15 protein-coding genes and 1 tRNA gene are annotated in these 19,037 nt (G+C 41.7%); 9 read left to right on the forward strand and 7 right to left on the reverse strand.

The genetic code is table 11. The features are described from left to right. Positions 1-210: 210 nt before the first annotated feature. On the reverse strand, positions 211-1,539 hold the full coding sequence (locus tag GVX98_RS03835; RefSeq protein WP_004982679.1) for a hemolysin family protein: 1,329 nt from the start codon (positions 1,537-1,539) through the stop codon (positions 211-213). A 129-nt stretch (positions 1,540-1,668) separates the two neighbouring features. Then, positions 1,669-2,658 (reverse strand): LysR family transcriptional regulator, encoded by a 990-nt coding sequence (locus GVX98_RS03840; protein ID WP_004982677.1) that lies wholly within the window; start codon positions 2,656-2,658, stop codon positions 1,669-1,671. A gap of 648 nt (positions 2,659-3,306) precedes the next feature. On the opposite strand from GVX98_RS03840, the gene GVX98_RS03845 reads away from it, so the two are divergent. Next, positions 3,307-4,911, forward strand: a complete 1,605-nt coding sequence (locus GVX98_RS03845; RefSeq protein ID WP_004982675.1) for an isocitrate lyase — start codon at positions 3,307-3,309, stop codon at positions 4,909-4,911. A 104-nt stretch (positions 4,912-5,015) separates the two neighbouring features. Here GVX98_RS03845 and GVX98_RS03850 read toward each other — a convergent pair whose 3' ends face one another. Together GVX98_RS03850 and GVX98_RS03855 are read right to left on the reverse strand one after the other, a co-directional pair. Then, positions 5,016-5,390, reverse strand: a complete 375-nt coding sequence (locus tag GVX98_RS03850; RefSeq protein WP_035326984.1) for a diacylglycerol kinase — start codon at positions 5,388-5,390, stop codon at positions 5,016-5,018. Positions 5,391-5,598: 208 nt separating this feature from the next. Next, positions 5,599-6,744: a glycerophosphodiester phosphodiesterase gene (locus GVX98_RS03855; RefSeq protein ID WP_159127308.1), complete on the reverse strand. Its 1,146-nt coding sequence runs from the start codon at positions 6,742-6,744 to the stop codon at positions 5,599-5,601. Positions 6,745-7,000: 256 nt separating this feature from the next. On the opposite strand from GVX98_RS03855, the gene GVX98_RS03860 reads away from it, so the two are divergent. The 4 genes from GVX98_RS03860 (at position 7,001) to GVX98_RS16860 (ending at position 12,534) form a co-directional block, all read left to right on the forward strand. Continuing rightward, positions 7,001-10,105 (forward strand): multidrug efflux RND transporter permease subunit, encoded by a 3,105-nt coding sequence (locus tag GVX98_RS03860; protein ID WP_159127309.1) that lies wholly within the window; start codon positions 7,001-7,003, stop codon positions 10,103-10,105. Positions 10,106-10,238: 133 nt separating this feature from the next. Continuing rightward, positions 10,239-11,585 (forward strand): magnesium transporter, encoded by a 1,347-nt coding sequence (gene mgtE, locus GVX98_RS03865; protein WP_004695636.1) that lies wholly within the window; start codon positions 10,239-10,241, stop codon positions 11,583-11,585. A 115-nt stretch (positions 11,586-11,700) separates the two neighbouring features. Next, positions 11,701-12,294: a DUF4112 domain-containing protein gene (locus GVX98_RS03870; RefSeq protein ID WP_159127952.1), complete on the forward strand. Its 594-nt coding sequence runs from the start codon at positions 11,701-11,703 to the stop codon at positions 12,292-12,294. Between the two features lie 6 nt (positions 12,295-12,300). Next, positions 12,301-12,534 (forward strand): hypothetical protein, encoded by a 234-nt coding sequence (locus tag GVX98_RS16860; protein ID WP_004982665.1) that lies wholly within the window; start codon positions 12,301-12,303, stop codon positions 12,532-12,534. Between the two features lie 203 nt (positions 12,535-12,737). Here the strand turns inward: GVX98_RS16860 and htpX are convergent, their stop codons facing one another. After that, on the reverse strand, positions 12,738-13,643 hold the full coding sequence (gene htpX / locus GVX98_RS03880; RefSeq protein ID WP_004982663.1) for a protease HtpX: 906 nt from the start codon (positions 13,641-13,643) through the stop codon (positions 12,738-12,740). Positions 13,644-13,760: 117 nt separating this feature from the next. Further along, positions 13,761-14,633: a lytic transglycosylase domain-containing protein gene (locus tag GVX98_RS03885; RefSeq protein ID WP_159127310.1), complete on the reverse strand. Its 873-nt coding sequence runs from the start codon at positions 14,631-14,633 to the stop codon at positions 13,761-13,763. Between the two features lie 502 nt (positions 14,634-15,135). Here GVX98_RS03885 and ttcA point away from each other — a divergent pair. Both ttcA and GVX98_RS03895 read left to right on the forward strand, forming a co-directional pair. Continuing rightward, the gene (ttcA, locus tag GVX98_RS03890) at positions 15,136-16,059 is read left to right on the forward strand and encodes a tRNA 2-thiocytidine(32) synthetase TtcA (protein ID WP_004695645.1); all 924 of its coding nucleotides are present in this window, start codon (positions 15,136-15,138) and stop codon (positions 16,057-16,059) included. A gap of 227 nt (positions 16,060-16,286) precedes the next feature. Then, positions 16,287-16,670, forward strand: a complete 384-nt coding sequence (locus GVX98_RS03895) for an SCP2 sterol-binding domain-containing protein (protein WP_004695646.1) — start codon at positions 16,287-16,289, stop codon at positions 16,668-16,670. Between the two features lie 66 nt (positions 16,671-16,736). Here GVX98_RS03895 and GVX98_RS03900 read toward each other — a convergent pair whose 3' ends face one another. Then, positions 16,737-17,849: a transglycosylase SLT domain-containing protein gene (locus tag GVX98_RS03900; RefSeq protein ID WP_159127311.1), complete on the reverse strand. Its 1,113-nt coding sequence runs from the start codon at positions 17,847-17,849 to the stop codon at positions 16,737-16,739. Positions 17,850-18,214: 365 nt separating this feature from the next. On the opposite strand from GVX98_RS03900, the gene greB reads away from it, so the two are divergent. Both greB and GVX98_RS03910 read left to right on the forward strand, forming a co-directional pair. After that, entirely contained in the window at positions 18,215-18,709 is a 495-nt protein-coding gene (gene greB, locus GVX98_RS03905; protein ID WP_159127312.1) for a transcription elongation factor GreB, read from the forward strand. An 89-nt stretch (positions 18,710-18,798) separates the two neighbouring features. Then, positions 18,799-18,888: transfer RNA gene (locus GVX98_RS03910), tRNA-Ser, on the forward strand. Positions 18,889-19,037 lie beyond the last annotated feature (149 nt).

Raw genomic sequence — 19,037 nt, forward strand, 5'->3', positions numbered from 1 at the left:
TGTTTATTCATCAAGTGACAGCGATAGTATGCAATTCAGCATGATTTTTAAATGCTCTTAAACATATGTGATTTTTCGTTCTATTTTTCTAATAAATAATATATATCTATAAAGTATGGTTAAGATACTTATTTTGTATAACTCCATATGGTTAAATCTGAGGCCAAAAAAAACCTTGCAGTTGCAAGGTTTTGATTCAAGGCGATGTTTCTATTCATCGACTGTTTTGGTTTCAGGCTGTAGTGTTTCTTCAAGTAAACGCGTCACTAAAAGTTGGTCAATCTTAAAATGATCGACATCGACCACTTCAAATTTAAAGCCTGCGTATTCTACGGTATCTGCAGGGCGTGGAATTTTGCGCAGACGGTACATCATAAAACCAGCCAAAGTTTCATAATTTTCTTCATCCGGCATTTCATCAATGGCCAGTGCATGCTTCATGTCTTCAATCGGCGTGCTGCCATCAATCAGCCATGAATTATTATCACGTTTAATGATCTGTTGTTCGGCTTCAATTGGAGTAACCCAATCGCCCATGACCGTAATCATAATGTCTGACAGGGTGATGACACCCACTACCAACGCATATTCGTTAATCACCACTGCAAATTTTTCTTTGGTGGAGCGGAAACGGTCTAATAACTCAGACAAGGTTAATGTGTCTGGAATAGTGAGAACATTACGAATAGTGCTTTCATTGAGTTGCAGTAAAGATTGATTATTCAGGATACGGACCAGAATGTCTTTGGCATCGACATAGCCAATTACATCGTCAATATTTTCACTACACACCAAGAATTTTGAATAAGGATATTCGGCCAATTTTTGACGAATGCTGGCTTCAGATTCATTTAAAGTAAAATACACCACATTTTCACGCGTGGTCATACTTGAAGGTACATTCCGCTCTTCAAGTTCAAATACGTTTTCAATGAAATGGTGTTCTTGCTTTTGCAGCACCCCAGCTTGCGCACCAGCATCCATCACTGCAGAAATATCATCAAAGGTAATGTTGTCATCACGGGTGGTATTCACTTTAAACAGGCGGAATAACAAGTTGGCAAGGGCATTAATAATCCAAGCCAAAGGTTTGCAGACCTTAATAAACACCTGAATGGGGTTAATCACTGCAATAGAGATTTTTTCAGGGGCAATCATGGCCAAACGTTTTGGCATGAGGTCAGCAAACAAAATAAATAGCGAGGTGACTAAAGTGAAAGATAGAGCAAAGCTAATAGTTTCAGACCAAGGACCAGTATAAAAACGAGCAACAAAGCTCATGAAGTAAGGACGAAAAGCCCCTTCACCTAAAATACCGCCCAAGATTGCCACTGCGTTTAAGCCAATTTGTGAAGCGGCAAAGAAGTCAGCAGAATTTTCTTGTAAATTCAAAACTTTCTGTGCGCGATCATCGCCCGACTCAGCCAAGATTTTCAGCTTGACCTTACGTGCTCCTGCCAGTGCAATTTCTGTCAGAGACAAGAAACCCGCCCCAGCAATCAGGACTAGAATGATAACTATGTTTTGAAAAAGGCTCACGGAATCCACCTGTGATTCATCGTTATTATGAATATTTTTAACACAAAAAAATAAAGACAGTAATCACTTACTGTCTTCTATCATACCTGAGTTATTGGTATGAAAATGAATTATTTAGAGCTTGAATACTTAATAATGTGAGAATTGCGAGTTATTGCCTAAAAACTCACGATTTTCTTCCTCAATCATTTGACGTGCCACATACAAAATCAGCTGTCTAAGCCAGCGATGTGCAGGATGGTGATGCAACAGTGGACACCATGCCATTTTCAACTCAAATTCTGGAATATAAAAAGGTGGGTCTTTAATCAAGAGATTTTGACTTTTGGCTTGTAAGCGTGCAATACGGGTCGGTAAAGTCGCGATCAAATCTACATTTGAAGCCAATAGTGCAGGCATTTGATAATGTCGAGTGAAGACCGAAATTTTACGTTTTTGGCCAATACGCTCTAAAGCTTGATCAATCCAACCTAGACCTGCTTGTTTTTCAGGGTTAACGCCGAAACCAACGCCCATACCTGTTTTAGAGACCCAAATATGCTGTGCATCGAGGTAACTTTTTAGGTTTAAGTTGCTGGCAGCAGGGTGTTTACCATTGAGCAAACATGAAAAACTGTCACGCCAGACTAAAACTTGGTGGAAGCTTTGTGGAATTTCATTGAAACGGTTAATAGCGAGATCAACTTTACCTTGTTCCATATCACGATATGACACATCACTTGGGGTTAAGAAGTCTAAGACCACATTGGGTGCTTCTGAACGTAATGCTTTAACGAGGCGGGGAACTAAGGTTGCTTCGGCATAGTCCGAAGTCATAATACGGAAAACACGGTTTGAGGTATAAGGACGGAACTCGGTACGAGGTTCCAAAATCATGGAGAGATCAGAAAGAGCGTCACGTATGCGGGGTTGTAATTCTAATGCTCGTTCGGTCGGTGTCATACCTTCAGAAGAGCGAATTAGCAGGGGATCATTAAATAAGTTACGAAGACGACGTAGAATATTACTCATTGCTGGTTGGGTGACACCCAATTGTTCAGCTGCTCGGGTTACATTTTTTTCGCGTAAAAGTACGTCCAAGTAAATTAAGAGGTTTAGATCAACCCGCTCCAGATTCATAAAATAAATACCGAGAATAAAATCATGAAATTATTTGCATTATGCCATAAGCCATCGGGCTTGTGTAATAAACTGACGAAAAAAAAAGCATCGGGTTGGATAAAGAACACCCCCCTTCATTTTCTCAGAAAATGGGTTTTTATGCTTAAAAACTGAGGGCATATTAGCTCTAAGTAATGTTTCAATATGTGTGAATTGAGGCTTAGAGTATCGCCTAGGAAATGGCTTAATCTTGCCTGTTATTGATGGAATAAAAGCGTGATAAATACTCTTTTTGCTCAGTTTTGAACTTTTATCATTTCGGTCACATTAAGTATTGATTTTCGGTTGGGACTCTTTTTTTCAACGGCCAAGACTTAAGTCTAATGAAGAAATATTCGACAAAGTATGTATTTTTTACTGTTTTCTTATTTTACTTAAGTTTAATAATAACAATTACTTAATTTTGTTTTATTGAAATATAATTAGACTTTTATCTATATATTTTTTAAATAAATACTGAAAATTAATGCAGAATATTGGATTAATTTTTTCTGTCAATCTAATCTGTATTCATCGCAACGAAGTGCTCTAAATCTAAGCAAAAGCTTGAGGGTCTGATTTTAGCTTTTCGTTGAAGAAAATCCTAATATTATTACAGGAAATATCATGACTACATATCAAACAGCGATTGATGCAATCCGCGAATTAAAAGCAAAATTCGGTAGCACTTGGCGCGATATTAGCCCAGAAGATGCTGCACGTATGCAAATGCAAAACCAATTCAAAACTGGTTTAGATATCGCTAAATACACAGCTGCAATTATGCGTCGTGATATGGCTGCTTATGATGCTGACTCTAGCCAATACACACAGTCTTTAGGCTGCTGGCACGGTTTCATCGCACAACAAAAAATGATTGCGAACAAAAAATACTTCGGTACAACTGACCGTCGTTATATCTACCTTTCTGGTTGGATGGTAGCTGCGCTTCGTTCAGAATTCGGTCCACTTCCTGACCAGTCTATGCATGAAAAAACTTCAGTACCTGCGTTGATCGAAGAAATCTACACGTTCTTACGTCAAGCTGATGCGAAAGAATTAAACGACCTTTTCCGTGCGCTTAAAAAAGCAAACGAAGCAGGCGATACTGCTAAAGCTGCTGAAATCACTGCTCAAATCGACGGCTTCCAAACTCACATCGTACCAATTATTGCGGACATCGATGCTGGTTTCGGTAACGAAGAAGCGACTTACTTACTTGCTCGTAAAATGATTGAAGCGGGTGCTTGTGCACTACAAATCGAAAACCAAGTATCTGACGCGAAACAATGTGGTCACCAAGCTGGTAAAGTAACTGTTCCACACGAAGATTTCATCTCTAAAATCCATGCATTACGTTATGCATTCTTAGAAATGGGTCTTGATGACGGTATCATCGTTGCGCGTACTGACTCTGAAGGCGCTGACTTGACTCAAAAAATCCCAGTGGTTAAAGAGCCAGGTGACATCGCTTCTCAATACATCAGCTACTTAGACACAACTGAAATTGACATTGCTGATGCTCAAGAAGATGAAATCTTGATCAAACGTAATGGTAAATTACACCGTCCTAAGCGTTTAGCTTCTGGCTTGTACCAGTTCCGTGCTGACACTCAAATTGACCGTGTTGTACTTGACTGTGTATCTAGCCTTCAAAATGGTGCTGACCTTCTTTGGATCGAAACTGCGACTCCAAACGTAGAAGAAATCGCTCACATGGTTAACCGTGTACGTGAAACTGTTCCAAATGCGAAGCTTGTTTATAACAACAGCCCATCGTTCAACTGGACTTTAAACTTCCGTCAACAAGCTTACGACCGTTGGGTTGCTGAAGGTAAAGACGTTTCTGCTTACGACCGTGCTAAATTAATGAGCGCTGAGTACGATGCTACTGAATTAGCTGCTGATGCAGACGCTAAGATCCGTACATTCCAAGCAGATGCTGCTCGTGAAGCGGGTGTGTTCCATCACTTGATCACACTTCCGACTTACCACACTGCTGCGCTTTCTACTCATGAGCTTGCACAAGGTTACTTCGGTTCTGAAGGTATGTTGGCTTATGTTGCTGGCGTACAACGTAAAGAAATCCGCGGTGGTATCGCTTGTGTTAAACACCAAGCAATGGCGGGTTCTGACATCGGTGATGATCACAAAGAAATTTTCTCTGGTGACAATGCTCTTAAAGCGCACGATGATGCTAAAAACACAATGAACCAATTCGCTGCTCACTAAGCACTGAACTAATTCAAAAGAAAAACCCTGCGAAAGCAGGGTTTTTTTATGAGTTAATTTTGAGCTTGTTGAACAGCTTGAAAGTGAAATATTGAACAAAAACGTTAAGGCATCAGAATCAGCAGCCAAACAATAAAGATAATACTTAAAGAAACAAACTGTGCAGCACTTCCCATGTCTTTGGCATTTTTTGAAAGCTCATGGCGCTCCAATGAAATACGATCCACAATCGCCTCAATGGCTGAATTAAACAATTCAACAATAATTGCAAGTAAACAGACGGCTACCATGAGGGCTTGTTCTAAGCGACTGACCTCACAGAAAAAGCTTGTTGGAATCAGAATCAGGTTAATCAATAGGACTTGTCGAAAAGCTGCTTCGTGCGCAAATGCGGCCTTAAAACCTGAAATAGAATAATGAGTTGCATTAAAAATACGTTTAAAACCTGACTTGCCTTTGAGTGGGGAATATTGGCTCATACCATCAACCATTTTAAAATTTCAGCCACAATACATGATCTATATTAAAAGTCACTTAATTATAGTATTCAAAAAGTGCTTAATCTATGTACACCTAAAATAAGGAGAAAGAGATTAAAAAAGCCTGCTTTTTAATCTCTATAGTTAAAGGATGGATATGGGTTGGAAGTAAACGAGTTGCTCAGTTGTCTGGTTTGCTTTGCGTGACTTATTCTATTTTTTTCAAAAAAGCATCGGCGGCTTGACGACCTAAAGCGGGATCATCGGTAAAGACACCATCCACTCCCGCTTTAAAGAAAATTTCAAACTCAGCCAGCGCACCTTTTTCGCACTTTTCAGCGGCAATGGCGCTACAGTCTAAATAGTCTGGTAAGAAATTGTTTTCAGGGCGTAGGGTATAAGGATGTACTTTTAAGCCCACTGTGTGTGCATCGTTCACAAAACTGGTCGGGGTCGCTGGCTGAGTATTCGGCACGATATAGGTTTTACTTGGCCCAACACCATGCGCATAACTTGCGACGTCTTTTAGGCCTTGAGGTGTTGCCATATCACTATAGCGGAGTGTTGATTTGGCAAGCACAGCATCGGCAGGTTGTTCGGACTTGCCGCCATAGAGTTGAATAATTTTGACATGTCGAATCGATTTTAATTGATCCAACTGCTGACGCATCTGTTTTAAGTTGCTGACTTCAAACGACTGAATATAGACTGGTGCAATGTCACGACTATAGGTGTGTTTGGCCAGCGTGGTTAGTAGGCGTTGCTCCATGGCCAAATTGAGACCTTGGAAATAGCTAGGATGTTTGGTTTCGATATACAGGCCCACAATTTTTCCTGTCTTTTTATAGTGCGCATCTACGAGTTCAATAATTTCATCTAAAGTGGGCAGATCAAATTGATCATTATATTGGGTATTCGCTGGGCGAATTTCTGGAATACGTTCTCGTGCTTTCAGTTGCTTCAGCTCGTTTAAAGTAAAGTCTTCAGTAAACCAACCTGTGTAAGTTACGCCATCAACTACTTTACTGGTCTTCCGCTCTGCAAACTGCGGCAAGCTGCTGACATTGGTGGTTCCTCCGATTTCATTTTCATGGCGAGCGATTAAATAACCGTCTAGAGTTGGCACCAAATCAGGCTCAATAAAATCTGCACCGTCATCAATTGCTTTTTGATAAGCGGCTAAGGTGTGTTCAGGGCGTAGCGCACTGGCGCCACGATGTCCAATAATAAGGAGTTTAGGCTCAATGTATTCGGCGTTGTTTGGCGGTGGTTGGGACGCTGCATTGTCTTTCTGATCATGATGACAGCCCAATAAACTTAAAAAAATAAAACTCAATAATGTTCTTTTTAACATGTGTTCCTCAACATTTTATTGTGGTGTTGCGGACTCAGTGTTCAATTTTAATATCTCAGATCAATGACAAATTGCGAAAAATTACAGGATGTCATCAATTGGTCAAAAAGCTTTCTTCATAGTTTCTTCATATTTAGCCCTAATGTTCTATTTCATGTTGTTAAGTCTTGTTTTTTAATGATTCGTCATAGAAGATCAAGCATGAAGTGATACCACTTTCTAGATCTAGCCTCAGACCGAAGAGTACCGCAGTCCCATGCTGTCTAAATTTTTTATTCATCGTCCAATTTTTGCTGGTGTGCTGGCGATTATCGTGATGGCATTTGGTTTATTTGCCACCTTTCAGTTGCCTGTAGAGCGCTACCCCGATATTGCACCTCCGCGAATTACGGTGAGCGCAACATATACAGGCGCGTCGGCAGAGACGGTGGAGGAGAGCGTTACTCAGGTTTTAGAACAGCAAATTAAAGGGATTGATCATTTACTGTATTTTAGTTCGAGCAGTGACTCGAATGGCCGTAGTCGAATCAGTATTAGTTTTGAAAATGGTACCGACCCAGATACCGCTCAGGTTCAAGTTCAAAATGCCATCAATGGGGTGATTAACCGCTTACCAGAAGATGTGCAGCGTCAAGGGGTTAATGTCTATAAGTCGCTTGGCGATACGCATATGGTGATTGGCCTATATGACCAAACAGGCAAAAGCAGTAATATTGCACTGTCTGATTATATGATGACGCATTTGGAGCAAGATTTAGCTCGTATTGATGGAGTTGGTGAGGTTGATGTTTTTGGTGCACAGTATGCCATGCGCTTATGGCTGAATCCGCACAAATTGCGTCAATATGGACTGATGCCAAGCGATATACGTGCAGCGGTTGAAGCGCAAAATACGCAAGTGGCCGCAGGGGCAATTGGCGAGTTACCCAGCCTGTCAGACCAATATTTAAATGCCAAAGTCACCTCCGGTACACGTCTAAAAACCGTTGAAGAATTTGAAAACATCATTGTTAAATCGACCCGCGATGGCAGTTTTATTTATTTAAAAGACGTCGCACGGGTGGAACTAGGCGCAGAAAATTATCAGTCATTTAATACCATCAATGGTTTTCCTTCAGCGGGCATGGGTATTTCACTGTCTTCAGGTGCCAATGCACTGGCAACTTCGGCATTGATCAAACAAGAAGTCAGCCGATTGTCCTCTAAACTCCCTGGAGGCTATCAGATTGTTTATCCACGTGATAACACGCCTTTTGTGCAAGAGTCGATTAAGGAAGTGGTCAAAACACTGTTTGAAGCAGTGCTTTTGGTGATTGTGGTGATGTTTGTCTTTTTGCAAAATTGGCGCGCGACACTGATTCCGACCATCACTGTGCCTGTTGTAATTTTGGGCACGCTGGCCATTCTGTATGTGCTCGGGATGAGTATCAACACCTTAACCTTATTTGCATTGGTCTTAGCGATCGGGCTTCTGGTGGATGATGCGATTGTGGTGGTGGAAAATGTTGAGCGGCTGATGCATGAACAGCAGATGAGTGCTCAACAAGCCTCAATTGCATCGATGCAGGAAATCAGTGGGGCATTGATTGGGATTACTTTGGTGTTAACCGCAGTGTTTATTCCCATGGCCTTTTTCGGTGGCTCGACAGGAGTGATCTACCGTCAGTTTTCAATGACCTTAGTTGCTGCCATGGCGCTATCGCTGCTGGTCGCATTGATTCTGACGCCAGCGTTGTGCGCCTTGATTTTAAAACCCAATGATAAATCGGCACGATGGGCAACTTGGTTTAATCTGAAATTGGATCAGCTAAAACAGCGTTATTTAAAGCTGAGTACTCAGACCATTCAGCACAGTAAAATCATGCTGGTGGTTTTTGTAGCGTTAATTGCCATCTTTGCATTGTTTTATCGGGCATTACCGACCAGTTTTATTCCCAGTGAAGATCAGGGTATTTTAAGTGTGCAGTTTAAACTGGCCGATGGTGCACCGCTGAGTCAAAGCCGTGTGGTGGGAGAAGAAATTCGCCAATACTTTTTAGATAAAGAACAGGCCAATATTAATTTGGTGATGATCCGCTATGGGCGTAATTTCTCGGGGACGGGACAAAATTTAGGTCAAGGTTTTATTGCGTTGAAACATTGGGATGATCGTAAGGGGAAAGGGAACTCCGCACAGGCGATTCGAGAACGGGCGATTGCTCATTTTAGGTCGCAGCGAAATGCACAAATTAATGTAAATATGCCGTCTTCAGTCAGTGGCTTAGGGCAAACCGATGGCATGGAGTTTTGGATACGTGATATCAATGGCGAAGGTCGTGCTTATTTAGAAGCACAGTTCAAAACTTTGCAAGATGCATCCAAGCAGTATTCTAGTTTTAGCAATTTAGATAAACGTTCTAACCCTGATAAAGCCGAGCTCAAAGTGGATGTAAACCAAAAGCAAGCTTTGGCCAATGGACTGAGTCAGACCGCCATTAATAGCACCTTATCCAGTGCTTGGGGTGGAAGTTATATCAATGACTTTATTGACCGTGGTCGGATTAAACGGGTAATTATGCAAGGGGATGCCGAGTTTCGTTCAAAACCTGATGACCTTCAAGTATGGACGGTACGGAATGATTTGAACCAAATGATTCCTTTTACAAATTTTGCCCAAGTGTCTTGGAGTGGAGGCCCTGAGGTGGTGAATCGCTTTATGGGCTATACCGCACTAGAAATGGAAGCGGATACAGCACAAAATGTCAGTTCGGGACAAGCCATGCAAGATGTACAAAACATGGTACGAGGGCATGATGGTATTGATCTGGCATGGAGTGGATTATCGTTCGAGGAAAACCAGTCCAATAACCAAGCATTGCTGCTGTATTTGGTCTCCATCGGCTTTATCTTTTTATGCCTTGCTGCACTTTATGAAAGTTGGAGTATTCCAACGGCAGTCATGAGTGCGATTCCACTCGGTATTGGCGGCAATATTTTGTTCAGTTATCTGATGAGTTTTCCGAATGATATTTACTTCCAAATTGCCTTGCTGACCACAATTGGTCTGTCCTGTAAAAATGCGATTTTAATTGTGGAATTTGCTTCATTGGCGCAGCAAAAAGGCCAGACTGCAATTGAAGCTGCCTTGGAAGGAGCAAGCTTACGTCTACGCCCGATTTTAATGACGTCTTTGGCTTTTGGCGCGGGTGTCACACCTCTGGTCTTTGCCTTTGGTGCAGGGGCGGCAAGTCGTCAGGAAATTGGGGTGAGTGTACTCGGTGGCGTGATTTTTGGCACGGTGTTGGTATTGCTGTTTATTCCTTTAATGTATGTTTTGGTTCGCCGTGTGTTTCATGGACGAACTCCTCAGGACGAGGTTTAAGATCGAATCCGAAACATTCGTATGCAGCGAATAGGCAAAGCGAACATTTAACCCAATCAGGCCGAAAGGCCTGACATTTAAAGATCCTTTGCTATACTCGGACAGATAAAGAAAAACAATATTTGAGTGGTGTATGCCAAATCCGTCATTTTCACAGCAAGATTTCCAAGAGCAATTAAATCAGCCCGATAACCATGCTTTTATCCAAAGTTTGAAACAGTACAGCACTGCGGATTTGGCTGATATTTTAATGGGCCTGCCTATAAATGACCAAATTCGGCTATTGAAACAATTACCACAAGCCAGTTATGTCTTTGAGTTTTTAGCATTAACCGAGCAGCAGCAGCTAGCAGCGCAATTGCCTCAGACTTTGCTGGTGAGGTTATTGGCTCATATGCATTCGGATGACCGTACCGATTTATTTCAAAGCTTGGCACAAGAGGTTCAAGGTCAGATTTTTCCGCAGCTAGATGCGCATGTTCAAGCCCAGCTGAAGACCTTGATGGATTATCCAGCCGAGTCTGCGGGTGCAATTATGAGTACCGAGGTCATTACGGTACATGCCGAAATGACCATGCAACAGGCGATTCAACATATACGACAGCATGCAGCGGAAAGTGAAACTTTATATCTCATCTATGTGACCGATGCCTCGCGTTATTTACACGGGGTGATTTCGCTGCGGCAAATTATTCAGTCTCCACCTGAGCAATTGATTGGACAGGTTATGACCAGCCATGTCATTACGGGTTTAGTCAGTGAGGATCAGGAAAGTATTGCACAGAAACTGGCTCATTATGATTTTATGGCTTTGCCCATTGTCGATGAGCAGCAGCGTCTATTGGGGATTGTGACTTATGACGATGCAATGGATGTGGTACAACAAGAAACCACAGAAGATATTCTAAAAAGTAGTGCGGTTGCGGCCAGTCCGCAGATGAGTATTAAAACGGCTCCAATCCTCTTACTGTATAAGAAGCGGGTGTTTTGGTTGGTGTTTCTGGTTTTTGGCAGTTTACTCTCAGGGCTGGGAATTGCGCACTTTGAAGACTTGATTGCGGCACATATTGTTTTGGTATTTTTCCTACCTTTACTGGTGGGAAGTGGAGGAAATGCGGGGTCTCAGTCTGCAACCTTAATGGTACGTGCACTGGCAACGGGCGATGTACATTTTAAAGACTGGTTTTATTTGCTAGGACGTGAAAGTTTGGTTGCGCTGTGTCTGGGCGGAACTATGGCAACTGCTGTTTCCATTTTGGGTTATTTCCGTGGGGACATTCTGGTCGCCGTAGTATTGGCACTGAGTATGATGGGTATTGTGTTGATGGGTTGTCTGATTGGTATGAGTCTGCCGTTTATCTTAAACCGCATGAAACTCGACCCAGCCAGTGCATCTGCACCTTTGGTCACCTCAATTTGTGATGCGTCAGGCGTGGTGGTATATCTGCTGATTGCGTCGCAAATTCTGACCTTGTCTTAAACTTATAAGCAATTGTTTCAGCACAAAGTTAGCACAGAAAAAAGTCATAAAAACCAGCATAATTCAGTGGTTTTATGATGTTAATGTGGTTGAAATGATGGAGGTCAGTAACAACATGCCTGAACCCTTTGAACAAAAAAAAATGAGCCAGCAAGATGTCATTCGTTTAGAGCGTGATTTGGCCAAATATGCCAATATGATGGATTCTGTGGTGCGTATTCCGTTCACCAAGCAGGGTGTCGGTGCCGATGCTGCGTTGAGTACTGTTCCGATTGCTGGTGATATCGCTGGTTTTGCCCTAACGTGTTATGCCATTTATAAAGCCAAGCAAATTGGTGTACCGCAAGAGAAATTGAGTCCAGTATTGAAGCTGGCTATGATTGATGCTGTGGTCGGTTTTATCCCTGTGTTAGGGACATTGTTTGATATTTTTATACGTCCGAGTCGTAAAGCACTGGATGTGGTTCATGACCATATTCGGGAAGAATACCAAATCCATTCAGAACATCATCTGACGCATCCTTTTCTCCATGAAAAATTGGAAAAGAAACAGCAACAATCCGCATTTTGGCGAAATCCAGTAGTGGCATGGCTTTGGCTACACATCCCCGATTTGTTTGGCCTGATCTTTTTGGTGTGTTTTATGGGCTTATTGTGGTGGGGTGGTAGTGTGATGTGGCATTGGTTACAGGGACTAAACTTAGGATAGCCACTCATGAAATTTGAAGGTCAGATTACGGCAAATTTGCCAGCGATTGATTTGGCGTGCACTGCTTCATTTTATCAAAGCTTGGGCTTTGATCTGGTTTATCAGTCCGCAGAGTGGGTGATTCTGCGTTTGGGCGAAATGACACTGGAGTTTTTCCATCATCCGCATTTAGACCCAAATAGTTCATGGCATAGTGCCTGTATTCGCGTAGCGGAAATTCAACCCTATTATGAATACTGATCTAAAGTGAATTGGTCGTTGTGGGAAACTGTCCGTATGACCGATATTCAGGATTTTGATGAGATCCGCCAGTTTTGCATCATTGACCCAAATGGCAGTTTATTACGCTGTATCGAAGTGACGATTAAATAAAAATGTTCTTATGCCGAGTCACAAAAAAAGCCTCCATGCGGAGGCTTTTTAAAATCTAGTCAACGAATTGTTTATGGACAATCGAGCTGTTGTAAAGCAGCAACACGTTGTTCAATCGTTGGGTGGGTTTGGAACAAAGCAGCTAAACTAAAGCCTTGCTCTTGACCTGCCGCGATAGCAAACGCTTTCATTTCTTTAGGCATCGCATCTGGAAGTTGTGACTCCGCTTGTAAACGCAACAAGGCAGAAATCATTGCTTGTTTGCCTGCAAGACGCGCGCCTGCTTCATCTGCACGATATTCGCGGTAGCGGGAGAACCACATCACGATTGCAGAAGCTAAAATACCAAAGACAATATCAAGCACGATGGTAATGGCAAAATAAGCTAAACCTGGTGCTTCACCTTCTTCACGACCAAAGACATTACGGTCAATGAAATCACCTGCGACACGTGCAAAGAACATCACAAAGGCGTTCACGACACCTTGAACGAGCGCCAAAGTCACCATGTCACCATTGGCGACGTGACCAATTTCGTGAGCCAAGACTGCACGAAGCTCATCTTTATTCATACGCTCAAGTAAGCCGGTAGAAACTGCAACTAATGCATCGTTCTTGTTCCAACCTGTAGCAAAAGCATTAGATTGGTAAGACGGGAAAATACCGACTTCTGGCATTTTAATACCAGAACGTTGCGCCAATTGAGCGACTTCTTGTAACAACCATGCTTCAGCTTGGTTGCGCGGGGCATTTGGGTCAATTAACTCTGTACCAGTTGTTTTTTTCGCCATCCATTTTGACATGAATAGAGAAATCATTGAGCCAACCATACCAAAGACAAAACAGATAACCAGTAGGTTACCTAGATTTAAGCCACCCGCGCCATGGTAACTACCGACACCGAAGAGTGACAAGATAATGCCAGCTACAACCAGTACCGCGAGGTTGGTTAGCAAGAACAAACCAATCCGCATCATTGAGAAAATCCTCTTATAATAAAAAAATAATCTGATTTATAAATCGAAAATCATTGATCTCAATATGAGGTGAAACTCTTCAAAATTCAAGAAAAAATAATAAAACTGCTATAAAAATTATTCTGAAATTTGAATGCGGGCAGAGGCGGTTGCATTGGCTGTGGCATAGGAACCCGGCGCATCAGTAAAACTGCCATCGGCTGCGAGGATAATTTGGCGTGAAGGTGCGCTACGACTCACACTGAGTTGTGTGCTTGGAGAAGAGTCTGCATCGTAATGTGCAGATTGCGCAATGACTTGAGCATTGGCTGGTGTGTTATTTGAGCCTGCAGAAATGTTGATCCCGCCCGCATATAAATTGCTATAACGGCTACTCACGCGGCGAACATAGTCTTGAGTTTCACGGAAGGGTGGAATACCGCCGTACTTTTGTACATTGCCTTCGCCAGCATTGTAGCCTGCAAGCGCAAGACTGGTGTTGCCGTTAAAGCGTTTCATCAGCCATGCCAAATACTTGGCACCTGCATTTATGTTCTGCTGCGGATCATACGCATTAGAGACATTAAAGCGCCGTGCTGTCGCAGGCATGAGTTGCATAAGCCCCTGAGCCCCAACAGGTGAGCGTGCATTCACATTAAAGCCTGATTCGGTATGCATGACCGCTTTAATTAAGCCTTCAGAAACGCCGTGGGTTTGAGCGGCTTGGCGAATAATGTGGTCAAAAGCATTTTTGTTACGACTATAACTGGGTAACACAGAAGACTCAGAAGCCCCCCAGTTACTATAACTGTGGATATTACTGTCTGGATAATAGGTTTTCTTTTCGACCTTTAAGTTGCTATAACGACTTTGTTTATTGGTTAACAAGGTCGTGCCGTTGGAATCTCTCAATTGGTAGATGGTTTGACCCGCGTGACAATCTAGTGCCATGAACGAAATCGTCATACACCCCAAAACGTAAAAACGACTCAAAAGCAGCTTATTTTTCATTATCTATTATTAATCGTAAAAAAATCGATTTCAGTGACTAGAAATGAGTTTAGCAAAAAAAGAACCGTCTGAAACTATTTTAAGTTCAAAAAATCCATGTCTTTGTAAAAATCAAGTCAAATTGTTGAGCAAGTAATCAAAAAAAATAATTAATTTATTTTTAATGAGGATTGCTTGACTGGGTTAAGTTATTGAAATTAAATGGTAAATAAATTGATTAAAAAATGATCAATTTAAATAGAAGCCTTAAAGAGTGGGGGGAACACCCTGTCAAGTCGATTAGAATCCACAAAGTTATCCCCAGCTTTTGTGGAAAAATGTGGAAAAGTCCAAAACATAAGCAGTTCAGCTAAAATATGAACGCAATCGTTCAAAGTTAAACCGATTTCAATACATGAATATGACAGCAATGACAATTCATGAGAATTTACATTCTTTAGGTGCGAGATGGCTGTGAATCGGATAAAATTGCGCGGTATTTTTTTTAAGGTTTAACTCGTCTATGTTCTCGCCAGTTGAGTCCAATCAGGGATTTAATTTTAAACCAGAACTACCCACTAGCTCTGCGTATTATCGTCTGTTGAAAAAGTTACGCCGTCAGGTGGGTCATGCCATTCGCGATTTTAAAATGATCGAAGAAGGCGATAAAGTGATGGTCTGCATTTCCGGTGGTAAGGACAGTTATACCTTGCTCGATATTATGTTGCAGTTTAAACGCATTGCACCGATCAATTTTGATGTGGTGGCTGTGAATTTGGACCAGAAGCAACCGGGTTTCCCTGAGGACGTGTTACCACGTTATTTAGAAGAGAATAATATTCCCTACTATATCTTAGAAAAAGATACCTACAGCATCACCAAACGCTTAACGCCTGAAGGCAAAACCTACTGTGCAGTTTGTTCACGCTTACGCCGTGGCTCTTTATACGGCTTTGCGCAAGAAATTGGCGCGACCAAAGTGGCGTTGGGCCATCACCGTGATGATATCTTGGCGACTTTCTTCTTGAACTTATTCCATGGAGGCAGCTTAAAGGCGATGCCTCCTAAATTGTTATCGTCAGATAAAAAGAATATCTTGATTCGCCCACTGGCTTATGTGGAAGAAAAAGACATCATTAAATATGCTGAAATGCGTCAGTTCCCGATTATTCCATGTAACTTGTGTGGTTCTCAGGAAAATCTGCAACGTGCCATGTTAAATGACATGTTGCGCGAGTGGGATAAAGCACATCCAAAGCGTTTACACAGTATTTTTGGCGCCTTGCAGAATGTTTCGCCATCGCAGCTGGCAGACCGTGAGTTATTCGACTTTGAAGCGTTAGATAGCGAACGTGAATTCGACTTTAAAGGTGAAAGTTGTTCAACGGAAGATGAACCGGAGAACAAACGCATTAACATGGTTAATCTTGGCTTTGCTGCAGACTAATTTTGTCAGTTAGGCCAATGCAAAACACCAATCAATGATTGGTGTTTTTTTTATGTGGATGATTTTGATAAACTTTGTATAAGAAATATAAAATATGAACGGTACGTACAAAAAACTTTAGGCACATGCAGGATATACATGCTATAACAATCTCCGAGCGTATTTAGCTTCACAATGATGCCGTCTGGATAGGCAGCACACAACGAACAAAGAATTGAGGAAACATCATGCCTGCTTTTTTAACTGATGATTGGTTTTCAACTGTAGAAACATTAACTGCTCAAGCGGGGAATTTGAACCTGCCGCCAGCACTTGCGAATCTTGCAATTAACTTAGTTGTTGCTGACAATGCGGGTAATACCGAATTATCTTTAGATGGTGGCGCAATTAAAAAAGGTTTGTCTTCAAACGCGAAAACAACCTTGAACATGGATGCTGAAACACTACGTAAAGTGTTCCTTGAGTTTGATATGGCTGCAGCAATGCAAGCGTTCATGACGGGTAAAATAAAAGTTCAAGGTGATATGTCACAGTTGATGGCATTGCAAACAGCGAAGCCAAGCCAAGAGCAAAAAGATTTATTTAAGAAAGTGCTTGAGCAAACAGCTTAAGTGTTCTGAAATAAAAAAAGCTTACCTATATAGGTAAGCTTTTTTTATGCCGATAGAGATGATCTTTTAGATATTGACCAGCTGCGGCGTGGTTTTAATGTGCTCAAGATAAGCACGGATACGTGTCACATACTGTAGTGCTTGACGGTAACGGCCATTCTTCGCTTGGTTCTGTTGTAAGTAAGCATACAAATTGAGCCAGTTATTTGGGTCTTTACCTTGTGCCTGAATCCGTTTTTGAATCTGATTCACCGCACCCGGTCCCATATTGTACGCAACCAATGCATACCAGTTACGGTCAGGAAAGGGGATATCCTCATAGCGACTCAGCATTTGGTCGTAGTACTTGGCACCACCTTGGATGCTTTGCGCAGGATCGGTACGGTTACTCACACCCATGGCTTTGGCTGTGCTATTGGTCAACATCATCAAACCACGAACACCCGTGGGAGAAACTGAGTTCGGTTTAAGATAAGACTCTTGATAACCAATCGCTGCCAATAAGTGCCAATCTAAATCGTACTTTTGCGCTGTGCTTTTAAAACTGGCCTTATAGATTGGCATACGCTGACGCAAATCGCGTTGAATCGTATTCCAGTTTTCAGGCTTCACGACATTGCGGTTGTAAAAAGAGGCCAATTGACCAATTGAACCAGATTGTTTACCACGGCAGACAAATCCACTCGCCGTTTGCGTCAATGGATCATTCGCATGTTTAAATACCCAGTTCAGCTCAGTATTGAGGCCATTTTTACGTAAAACGTTTAAATCACCACAAGTTGCAGAAAAGGTTGCGAGACTTTTTTGTTCAATCGTTTGAACACTTGCCGTCGTCATTGCAAAATTTGCTTTGCCCTGTGCGACCCATTTAAGTGCTGTAGCATTATCGGGGACGGTTTTGAAGTCTAGCTTTACATTTAAGCTGTCTGCATAGTTACGTGCAAGGTCATAACCAAAACCATGCAAATGCTGACCATCTTTAAAAACGGTCGTTGGGTTTTCCACTGAAACGACAGTCAATTTATTATGATTGACGACGTTATCATATTGGTAGGTCTTACTTGCATTAATACTATGAAATGGAATTAACAAAGTACTTAAAGCAAGGGCTTTCAACGGGAGAGAGAAAGTTAATGAATTAAGGCAAAGCCTCGATCCAGAAGTTGAACTACTGTGCATGTTGTCTCCGCTACAAGTAATTTATGCCCTAGAACGCAAAGGCAAAAACATGCCTTAAAACGAGTTCAAGTTGTCTAAATTCAATAAGAGGTTGGGCATTCATGACGTCATTCAAAATGACATGGGATTAAGAAGATTATGTAGAAAAACTACATAGATTAAAAAATAGGCAACTAATTTAAGATGTGCGCATAATATATAGCAATTTTAAAAGTGTCAAATTTTGTGCAATATTTTTTTGAAAAATGTAACATAACAATTTAATTTAATTCATGAATTTATTTTATAAACTTCTGTTGTGAAGAAATAAGGGATAAAATTATCCTTTGTTGTAAATCAATGAACGGATTTAGACGGCATTCATCATGAAATCAAACTTAATTACACGTGCTGGTCACGACAAATTGGTGGCGGAATTAAAGCAGCTTTGGCATGAAGAACGGCCTGAAATTACCAAGAAAGTAAACTGGGCGGCGAGCCTTGGCGACCGTAGTGAAAATGCGGATTATCAGTACAACAAACAGATCTTACGTAAGATTGATCGACGGGTTCGCTACTTGGGAAAACGTCTCGAAGAACTTCGTATTATCGACTTTTCTGAAGAGCAGGCTGGCAAGATTTATTTTGGGGCTTGGGTCGAAATTGAAAATGACGTAGGGGAACAAAAAACCTTACGCATCGTCGGGGTGGATGAAATTTATGATCATCACCCGCAGCACATCTCCATCGACTCACCGATGGCACGGGCTTTACTGTCCAAACAAGTCGATGATGAAATTGAAGTGTTGACGCCAACTGGAAAAAAATACTGGTATGTCAATTCAATTCGTTATGACAGACCTGAAAGTTCAGAGAACTAAAAGATTTTGTTTTAATTTTAGCCACTTGGTGTGATTTTTGAAGAAAAGTATTTGCCAAGTAGATTGAATGTTTATATGATGTCGCCCATGGAAGCGTGGCAGAGCGGTTTAATGCACCGGTCTTGAAAACCGACGAGGGTGTGAGTCCTCCGTGAGTTCGAATCTCACCGCTTCCGCCAAATTCAAAAAACCCTGACTGTGTCAGGGTTTTTTTATGCCTTTTTTAAAATTAATTTCTAAAAGATGCCAGAGTTATCGCTCAATTTTCTGGCATATGCAGGCTGTAAAGTTAATATCTTATTGAGATTGAACATTTTTTATCTGAATA

Origin of the sequence: Acinetobacter sp. 8I-beige (assembly GCF_902505955.1) — a bacterium.
Taxonomy (GTDB): domain Bacteria; phylum Pseudomonadota; class Gammaproteobacteria; order Pseudomonadales; family Moraxellaceae; genus Acinetobacter; species Acinetobacter johnsonii.